The 1775-nt window shown below is 67.8% G+C and carries 2 protein-coding genes; one reads left to right on the forward strand and one right to left on the reverse strand.

What is annotated here, in order from left to right:
• The coding region (locus tag G7A99_RS19065; protein ID WP_163143162.1) for an alkaline phosphatase at positions 1-824 on the reverse strand (824 nt) is incomplete at its 3' end.
• Between the two features lie 206 nt (positions 825-1030).
• Between G7A99_RS19065 and G7A99_RS19070 the strand changes: the two genes are divergently transcribed.
• A complete protein-coding gene (locus G7A99_RS19070; protein ID WP_163143165.1) occupies positions 1031-1666 on the forward strand; it encodes a glutathione S-transferase family protein in 636 nt (211 codons plus the stop codon).
• Positions 1667-1775 lie beyond the last annotated feature (109 nt).

Consider the following 1775-nt stretch of genomic DNA (forward strand, 5'->3'; position numbering starts at 1 on the left):
TCGTCACCGAGGCGCTGCTGGGGGTACCAGTTGTTGTGGGTCTCGTGGTCGTCCCACTGCACGAGCATCGGCACCTCCGCCCCGAAGGCGCGGACATTGTGGTCGAGGCGGTTGTAGGCGTGGGCACCGCGGAAGTCCGCCAGCGTCTCGGCGACGTGGGACTTCGCCTCCGTGGTGACGTTCTTCCAGATGCTGCCGTCGGCGAGACGGACCTCCGGCTTGATGGGCCCGTCCGCGTAGATGCTGTCGCCGCTGTGGATGAAGAAATCGGGACTGGACCGGCGCATGGTCTCGAAGATCCGCATGCCGCCCCACTCCTCGTTGATGCCCCAGCCCTGGCCGGCACAGTCGCCGGACCACACGAACGTCACGTCCCGGGGCACCTGCGAGGCCGTGCGGAAATGCCCGATCACCGGCTCGCTCAGGGTCCGCTCATCGGCGAGGTCCTGGAACCGTACGCGATAGAAGACGTCCTCCCCCGCCGGCAGCCCGGAGAGATCGACCCGCGCGGTGAAGTCCGTATCCGCCAGCGCCGCCGGGCCGACCACGCGGCGCGCATCCCGGAAACTCTTCGTCGTGGCGTACTCGACCATCATCCGTGCCGGGCGGTCGCTACGGCTCCAGATCATGGCGCGATCCCCCACCACGTCACCGCTGCCCACACCGTAGGGCAGCATCGGGCGCGATGCCTTGACCACGGCAGGCGCACGCCGCGGCATCAACATACCGGGCAGCGCCACGCTCCCGGCCACGGCACCCCCAGTGCTCAGGGCCCGGCGGATGAAGTCACGACGGCTGATACGCTGATCGTTGAAACTCGACATTCCTGTGCTCCCGTGCTGTCCAGGAGCGAATCAGCGTAGGCAAGGCAGGTGACAGCGCCTTTAAGGCGAGATTGCCGTACGCCATGGCAACGCCGGCAGCCGGATCGGGGCAAGGATACGAAGAGAGGCGGGTGGGGAGGGTATTGCACTCGACAGTGACCGGACTATCGTAGCGCAGAGGACAGCGATTCGAGGAGAGATCGGCAATGACGACGCTGCACACCTTCCACGGTGCCCCGAGCCCGCGCCGCGTACACGTCTACCTAGCGGAAAAGGGGCTGGACGTCGAGATGCACGAGGTGGACCTGCGCGCCGGCGAGCAGCTCGGCGACGACTTCCTGCGCCTCAATCCGCAGGGCACGGTCCCCGTGCTGGAACTCGACGACGGCACGTGCATCGGTGACAGCAACGCCATCTGCGCCTACTTCGAGACACTTTACCCGGAACCGTCGCTGACCGGCACGGACGCCCGCTCCCGCGGCATTATCCGGGCGTGGGACCGGTGGGTGGAGTTCGAGGGCTACCTCGCCGTGATGGAGGCCTTCCGAAACCGCCTGCCGGGCTTTCGCGACCGCGCCCTGCCCGGCCCGCATCCCGTACCGCAGATCGAGGCACTGGTGGAGCGCGGCACGCAGCGGTACCGCCACTTCCTCGCCGATATGGATGCCCGCCTCGCCGAGCAGCCGTTCGTCGCCGGGGACACGTTCTCCATCGCGGACATCACCGCGCTGGTGACGGTGGACTTCGCTGCCGGCACCCTGGAGGTCCAGCCGGACGATGCACTCCCGCACGTACGCCAGTGGCACGAGCGCGTCAGCGCACGACCCAGCGCATCCGCGTGAGCGCACCCCATCCTCACCAACCACCACCCCAAGTAGGTCGGCTGCTCCTGGCAGCCGACATCTCGGGCGCCGCGACAAGGGACGTTGGCTGCCGGGAGCAGCCAACCTA

The organism is Arhodomonas sp. KWT (genome assembly GCF_010993615.1).